The organism is Nocardioides sp., from assembly GCF_035481145.1.
In the GTDB taxonomy this organism is placed as follows: Bacteria; Actinomycetota; Actinomycetes; order Propionibacteriales; family Nocardioidaceae; genus Nocardioides.
Genome location: NZ_DATIHB010000077.1, coordinates 1 through 6,329, shown reverse-complemented (window position 1 = coordinate 6,329; position 6,329 = coordinate 1). Strand labels below are relative to the sequence as shown.

7 protein-coding genes are annotated in these 6,329 nt (G+C 70.1%); 5 read left to right on the top strand and 2 right to left on the bottom strand.

The window, feature by feature from the left end; all coding sequences use genetic code 11:
• The 3 genes from VLF38_RS06815 to VLF38_RS06805 form a co-directional block, all read left to right on the top strand.
• A partial coding sequence (locus VLF38_RS06815) for a hypothetical protein (protein WP_325270525.1) occupies positions 1-718 on the top strand: 718 nt, incomplete at its 5' end.
• Between the two features lie 4 nt (positions 719-722).
• Positions 723-1,961, top strand: a complete 1,239-nt coding sequence (locus VLF38_RS06810; RefSeq protein ID WP_325270524.1) for a hypothetical protein — start codon at positions 723-725, stop codon at positions 1,959-1,961.
• On the top strand, positions 1,958-2,287 hold the full coding sequence (locus VLF38_RS06805; protein WP_325270523.1) for a hypothetical protein: 330 nt from the start codon (positions 1,958-1,960) through the stop codon (positions 2,285-2,287). The genes VLF38_RS06810 and VLF38_RS06805 overlap by 4 nt, the downstream gene beginning before the upstream one ends.
• On the opposite strand, the gene VLF38_RS06800 is transcribed toward VLF38_RS06805, so the two are convergent.
• Positions 2,284-3,066, bottom strand: a complete 783-nt coding sequence (locus VLF38_RS06800) for a tyrosine-type recombinase/integrase (protein ID WP_325270522.1) — start codon at positions 3,064-3,066, stop codon at positions 2,284-2,286. The two genes, VLF38_RS06805 and VLF38_RS06800, sit on opposite strands and share 4 nt — an antisense overlap.
• A 137-nt stretch (positions 3,067-3,203) precedes the next feature.
• Complete coding sequence (locus VLF38_RS06795; protein WP_325270521.1) at positions 3,204-3,494, bottom strand: hypothetical protein; 291 nt, start codon at positions 3,492-3,494, stop codon at positions 3,204-3,206.
• 272 nt (positions 3,495-3,766) lie between these two features.
• Between VLF38_RS06795 and VLF38_RS06790 the strand changes: the two genes are divergently transcribed.
• Both VLF38_RS06790 and VLF38_RS06785 read left to right on the top strand, forming a co-directional pair.
• Positions 3,767-5,419 (top strand): sulfatase, encoded by a 1,653-nt coding sequence (locus VLF38_RS06790; protein WP_325270520.1) that lies wholly within the window; start codon positions 3,767-3,769, stop codon positions 5,417-5,419.
• Positions 5,420-5,477: 58 nt separating this feature from the next.
• Positions 5,478-6,122: a sortase domain-bontaining protein gene (locus VLF38_RS06785; protein ID WP_325270519.1), complete on the top strand. Its 645-nt coding sequence runs from the start codon at positions 5,478-5,480 to the stop codon at positions 6,120-6,122.
• The last annotated feature ends 207 nt before the right edge of the window (positions 6,123-6,329 follow it).

The window sequence follows — 6,329 nt, the reverse complement described above, 5'->3', positions numbered from 1 at the left end:
CACCGAGTCCTCCGCCTCGATCGCCGCCTACGCGGCCGCGATCCTCGCCGCCAACGCCACCCCCGCGCGGTGCTGCAACTCCCTCGTCCTGCCCGTCGTGGATGCCCGCAGCCACGCCCACGGCGCCACGCTCGACCTCTACGACAAGGTCCACGTCACCTACTCCGACAAGGTCAACGCCGACTACCGCATCACCGCCCTCGAGCACCAGATCACCCCCAAGAAGTGGATCGTCGGCTACTCCTTCGAGGTCGTCGGGTCCGTCGCGGCGCCGCAGCTGGTGCCCGCACCACCCGCCACCCCGGGCGGGCTGCCGTGGCGCGACGTCTACCGCGCCGCGGCGCAGTCCGTCGCCACCTCCACCTTCGCCAAGGTTCTGTGGGACACCAACCGGACCCCCGCGATCTCCATGGCCTACTCCTCGGGCACCTTCACCGCGGACCGGGCCGGAATCTACGAGGTACGCGGTGTCATCACCTTCGCCTCCAACGCCACCGGCTCGCGCATCGCCCGCATCCTCGCGGCCGGGACCGAGGTCTACCGGAACACCATCGGCACCAACCCCTCCTCGCTGACCTCGGTGCCGTTCTCCGACTCCGTCCGGCTCGCCGCAGGCGACACCCTCGAGATCGAGGCATGGCAGAACTCGGGCGGGTCACTCGACGTCATCGGCAGCGCGGCAGGCAGCAAGGCCACCATCACCTACCTGAGGGCGTGACCCCGTGCGACTTGTGACCTGGAACGAGAAGGACTTTCCCGACCTGACGCCCGCGCAGGTCCGCTCCGACGCCCGCGCGATGGCCAAGCTCGTCCGTGGCGGCGCCACCATCATCGGTGCGCAGGAGATCGGTGACCCCTCCGACCTCGAGGCGCTCAAGGCCGCGTTCCCCGGATGGCGTGTCATCGGCGGCAGGCCGACCCCGATCCTGCTCGACCCGGACCGGTTCGAGGTGCTCGAGACGTGGCACGTCCAGACCCATGAGGGCAAGGCCGGGATCTCCCCGCACCGCGGCTACACCGCCGCCACCGTCGGCGTACGCCGTCCTCGGGGGCTCTCCGCCGCGTTCACGGTCATCAACACGCACTACGTCTCCGGTGCCTGGACCGCAGGGCACCGGCCCGACCTCGCGTGGCGGCGTGAGAAGTGGAACACCCACCACCGCGCCATCGCTGACGCCATCGCCCTCGAGCACGTCCATGGCCGCGACGTCTTCGTGATCGGGGACATGAACCGCGTGAGCTACGACCCCGCCACCCTCGCCAAGGGCGCCTACACGCTCGCCAAGCACGGCCTCGACCACATCGTCTACGCCCCGGCCGTCCGGCCGCAGGTACGCAAGGTCACCCGCCGCGTCATCCGCCGCGACCTGCACACCGACCACGCGCCCGTCGTGGCCACCTTCACGTTCACAGGAAAGGACACCACCATGCCCACGCCACCATGGCGCCTCGCCAAGTCCCTCGAGACCCTCCGCACCGAGGTCAACAACCGCTGGCCCACCCGCAACAAGGCCTCAGACGGAACGATCGGCAACGCCGAGCACGCCTCCCGCGACTCCGACCACAACCCGTGGGTCAAGGACGGCACCATGGGCGTGGTGACCGCGATCGACCTCACCGACGACGAGGCCGTGGCCGACGTCATCGCCCGCACGCTGGTTGCGCGACGGGACCGCCGCATCAAGTACGTCATCTTCAACCGCACCATCTGGCGGTCGTACGACAAGCCCGGCATCCCCGCCTGGACCCCGGCGCCCTACAGCGGCGTGAACGCCCACCTCAAGCACGTCCACGTGTCGGTGCAGTCCGACAAGGCCCGCTACGACTCCACGGCTCCGTGGGGCCTCACCCTCACCCGCGTTGCTCGAGCCCGCCGCCTGCTAAAGGCCGCGCTCGTACGCCGACCCAAGGACGCCGCCAAGATCCGCACCGCCCTCGAGGCGCTCAAGGGGCTCCGATGAAGAACCAGACCGCCATCATCGTCGGCGTCGTGGCCATGTTCTGCACCACCATGTTCGGGGTGGTGGTGGTGGCCGTCTTCGCTCCCTCCGAGCAGGCCGCGAACACCATCGGCCTGATCCTCACGGCGCTGTCCACCACCGTCGTCGGGGTGCTCGCCCTGGCCAAGATCGGGTCCGTCGAGAAGACCGTCGACGAGCTGTCCAACGGCCTCATGGACTCCAAGCTGCGTGCAGGCATTGCCGACGTCCTGCCCGATCATCTGGTGGACCCCAAGGCTCGTCCGCAGCTCGAGCAGGACCGCATCCGCCGCGACTCCCGCCACTAGAGCGCCGACGCCCTCGCAACCGCCGCGAGGGCGTCACGCGGCATCGCCACGTACGTCTGGGTGATCTCCGTGTTGGCATGCCCGAGGAACGCCGAGACCGCCAGCAGGTCCCGCGTCCGGTCGTACTGCACCGTCCCGCAGCGATGCCGCAGCTTGTGCGCCGTCCAGTCACCCGGCAACGCCCTGGACATGAGCACCGACACGTGCGCGGCCGACAGGTGGCCGCCCTTGCCGTTGGGGAACGCCCACCCGCTCACCGCCGACAGGCGCGCGTGCAGCCGCTCCGAGGCCACCGGCAACAGGCGTTGCTTGCCGCCCTTGCCGTGCACCAGCAGTTCCCCGAGCGCCAGCCCGCCCGGTGTGGCGACGTAGTCGCGGGCGTTGACCTGGGCGACCTCGCCGCACCGTAGGCCCATCTCGGCCATCAGCAGGGTCATGAACCCGATGCGGTCCGGGTGGTCCCGCAGCATCTGGCGTACGACAAACTCCGGGGTGGGACGTGGCTGCCCCTTGGGCACCCGCACGCCCTCGAGGCGCCGCGTGGGGTCCTCCTCGAGGTGCCCGTGACGCCACGCCCACCGGTAGAACGACACCACCGACGACCGCGCCGAGTGCCGCGCCGAGGCGCCCCAGCCATCGCGGCCGAGGTACGCCTCGAGATCGCCGGTCCCCACCGCCCACGGTGACCGGTGCCCGGCCTGCAACAGGCCGAGGTAGTGCCGATAGAGCCTGATCGTCTTCTCGGACCGGTTCGCGGCGCGTAGAGCGTCGACCCACAAGGGGACCGCCTCGCGCCACCCGTTCGGCCGTTGTGTAGTTGTTCCCATCCCGCCCCCGGTTGTACAGCCCGAGAGTGGTGGTGACCGGCGAACCGGCCAAAGATCATCCTTTTGGCTACTTGTGCGCAGCCGAACGGCTATCCCAGCGGACCCCACAGGGCCCGAGGGCCGTAGACCACCGGCATCGGGTCCTCGCGGTAGACCGCCACGACCTCGTAGCCGAGCTCTTCGAGGTCGGCACGCTCCCGGGCTTCGTGCAGCGCGCACGTTGCCGACACGTGGCGCCTGCCGTTGGCAGCGTTGCTCTCGCACCAGCAGTCGACGGGGTCGTGTCGCCACACCACCGTGACGGTGGGCATCGACTTCACCTCGAGCGAGTAGCACCACCCGCAGACCTTCACGAGCACCTCAGGTGCCAGCGCGCTCATGCCGCGTCGTCCTCGGCCTCGAGGCCCCACACGGCACGTGCCCTGGCCTGCGCCGACTGATAAACGAAGGGTTGCTGGTTCGAGTCCAGCCGGGGGAGCAAGCCACCGCCCCTGATCATCGGTCAGGGGCGGTTCGCATTTCCCGGCGCGCGACTGTCGCCCCGCAGCCCGCGGGTGCTTCCTGCGGTTTGTCCGCGGATGTCGGCGCCCGGCCTTAGGATCGTCCCTGATCGGGCCCGCTTCGGGTGCGGCCCACGCGATTCGGGGGACACATGTTCGCGCGCCTGCACGCGCGCCGCGAGGGGCGTCTGCCCCGCTGGCGCACGACCACTGCCGTGATGACCACGCTGGCGCTGACCGCCGGCGTCGCGGCGCTCACCGTCCACGAGGCCGCCACGGTGCCGGCCGAGGCCGCGACCCGGCCCAACGTCCTCGTGATCATGACCGACGACATGCGGGCCGACGAGCTCCGGTTCATGCCCAACGTCCGTCGCTACGTGCAGCAGCGCGGCCTGACCTGGCGCAACGCCTATGCGACGACGCCCCTGTGCTGCCCCGACCGCGCGTCGTTCCTCACCGGCCGCTTCACGCACAACCACAAGGTCTGGTGGCACGACGCTCCCTACGGCTACGGCGCGTTCAACGACTCCCGCACGCTGGCGACCGCACTCCGCGGCGTCGGCATGCGCACCGGCTACGTCGGCAAGTACCTCAACCGCTACGGGCTGGCGAAGCCGAAGACGGACCCGACCGCCCGCCCTGCGACCTTCGTGCCTGCGGGCTGGCACCAGTGGCGCGGCACCCCCGACGGCACCGGCCTGGCGGAGTCCGACCCGCGCGCTGGTGGCACCTACCGCTACTTCGACACGACGGTCAACGTCAACGGCTCCCTGCAGGGCCACGCGGGCACGTACTCCTCCCGTGTCATGGCCGATGAGTCGCTGAAGGTCCTCGACCGCTTCACCAGCCTCTCGGCACCCTGGTTCCTCTACGTCAACTCGCTCGCGCCGCACGTCGGCGGTCCGTGGGAGCCCGGAGACCCGGGCCTGAAGACCCCGGCCCGTCCCGACTGGGTGAAGGGTCGCTTCGACGACCAGATCCGTCGCGGCCGTGGCGTGCCCGCCTCCGGCGAGCCCGAGCCCGACGTGTCGGACAAGCCGAGCATGATCCGCAACCTCCCGCGTCTCGATGACGCCGATCGTCGCGCGGTGCTGAAGCTGACCCGCCAGCGCGCGGAGGCGCTCTATGCACTCGACGTCCAGCTCGGACGCATGTTCCGGATGCTGGCCAACAGGGGCGAGCTCGGGCGCACGCGCATCGTCTTCACCTCCGACAACGGCTACTTCCTCGGCGAGCACCGGCGGCTGGACGGCAAGAACTCGCCGTACGAGCCGTCGTACAAGGTGCCGTTGCTGATGGCCGGCCCCGGCATCCCCGAGGGCAGCCGCGTCGCCCCGGCGACGACCGTCGACCTCTCGGCGACGGTCGCCGAGTGGGCCGGCACACGCCTGCCGTACGCCGACGGCCGCTCGCTGGCGGCCGACATCGCGACGTCGCGCGGCTGGACCCGCGTGACGATGTTCGAGGCCGGCAACGGCTCCTCGACGCTGGTCAACGAGGCGTTCGGCCGGGGCCGGGCCGTGATGGGCATCCGCACCGCCCGCTACGCCTTCTTCCGCTATGCACGCGGGGCGGTCGAGCTCTACGACATGGTCAAGGACCCCAACCAGCTGCGCAACGTCGCCGGGTCGACGGCCTACGCCGACGTGCGGCGACAGCTCAACGCCGTGCTGACCCAGGTCAAGGACTGTGCCGGCGCCACCTGCCGGGTCGACCTGCCCGTGGCGCTCCAGGTCTCCGAGTCCGCCACTCGGAGCATCACCAACGCCGCAGCGGACGCGAAGAAGGCGTACTACGGTTCCTGACCCGCGGAGGCCGATGACGCGCGAGAATGGGTGAGCCAACGAGCGTCGAGGAGAAGCCATGCGTCGTCTGATCGGTGTCGTGCTGATCCTGGCCGGGCTCTCCGGTCTGGGCTACATCGGCTGGCAGTTCTGGGGCACCGACTGGCAGTCGGCGCGGATCCAGGAGAAGGTCCGCACCGAGACCGAGCAGGCGTGGTCGCACGGCAAGGAACCCCGCGTGAAGTGGGGCAACGTCGAGGGCATCGTGCGGGTGCCGCGCTTCGGCGACGACTACGCGATCCCGTTGCTGGAGTTCACCGGCTACGACGCGCTGCATGCCGGCTACGGGCACATGCAGGAGTCGGCGGAGGTCGGGCAGAAGGGCAACTTCGTCATCGTCGCCCACCGCACGACCCGCAACGAGCCGCTCCGCCACATGCCGGACCTGCGCGTGGGTGACGAGGTGGTCATCGAGACCCGCACCCACGTCTACACCTACCGCCTCATCACCCGCGGCGACGCCCTGCGCGTCCGGTTCGACAGCGGCGGGTGGGTGCTCGAGGAGCTGCCCGACAACCCCGAGCCCGGGGGAGTGGAGCCACCCCAGGTGCCCGGTCAGCGGCTGATCACGCTGGTCACCTGCGCCGAGCTCTTCCACTCCGACGACCGGCTCGCGGTCTTCGGCGAGCTGCAGCGGGTCGACCAGAAGGCACCGGCGGCGTAACCCCACCGGGAGAGCTTCGTTGAGAGGGCAGGGAAAGCATCAGGTCCGACCCTCCCTCCCAGGATCTGATGCGCGGTGCCCGCCGTCCCTCGTCCGGCATCACATGGGGTGTGCCGGGCCTCAGGCGGGCACCTCTATCTTTGCCCCGTACGCCGCGGCGTGCGGGCCGGTAGCTCAGTCGGTTAGAGCAGAGGACTCATAATCCTT

Coding starts and splice junctions, on each gene's coding strand:
- VLF38_RS06805 (WP_325270523.1), top strand. CDS start 1,958: ATGAAGAACCAGACCGCCATCATCGTCGGCGTCGTGGCCATGTTCTGC.
- VLF38_RS06795 (WP_325270521.1), bottom strand. CDS start 3,494: ATGAGCGCGCTGGCACCTGAGGTGCTCGTGAAGGTCTGCGGGTGGTGC.
- VLF38_RS06790 (WP_325270520.1), top strand. CDS start 3,767: ATGTTCGCGCGCCTGCACGCGCGCCGCGAGGGGCGTCTGCCCCGCTGG.
- VLF38_RS06785 (WP_325270519.1), top strand. CDS start 5,478: ATGCGTCGTCTGATCGGTGTCGTGCTGATCCTGGCCGGGCTCTCCGGT.